Genomic DNA, 271 nt, shown 5'->3' on the forward strand with positions numbered 1-271 from the left:
TGTTGTTTTTAATCCTTTGTCTAATAATGCGTATTCTTTGTCGAGAAGGTTAAAATGCTCTTTGGTATAGGGATAATTCGCGATATAATCTTTACTATTGTGATCATACAACCAGTTTTTTTGTGCATAAAGATGAAAAGCCTCATGCATAGAAAAATATTTGAAATCAGGGAATGTAAATTCTTTTTTAAATAATTCAGGATAGTATTTAAAGGCTAGAACTTGTTTATTGTCTAATGTTGTATATGTAAACGCACTGGGAAACCAATAT

At 29.5% G+C, this 271-nt stretch carries 1 protein-coding gene; it reads right to left on the reverse strand.

What is annotated here, in order from left to right; translation table 11 throughout:
• Positions 1-271, reverse strand: a 271-nt coding sequence (locus SB659_RS19550) for a hypothetical protein (protein WP_410551604.1), incomplete at both ends; no start/stop codon positions are given.

It is taken from the genome of Arthrobacter sp. SIMBA_036 (assembly GCF_046535135.1).
Taxonomy (GTDB): Bacteria; Actinomycetota; Actinomycetes; order Actinomycetales; family Micrococcaceae; genus Arthrobacter.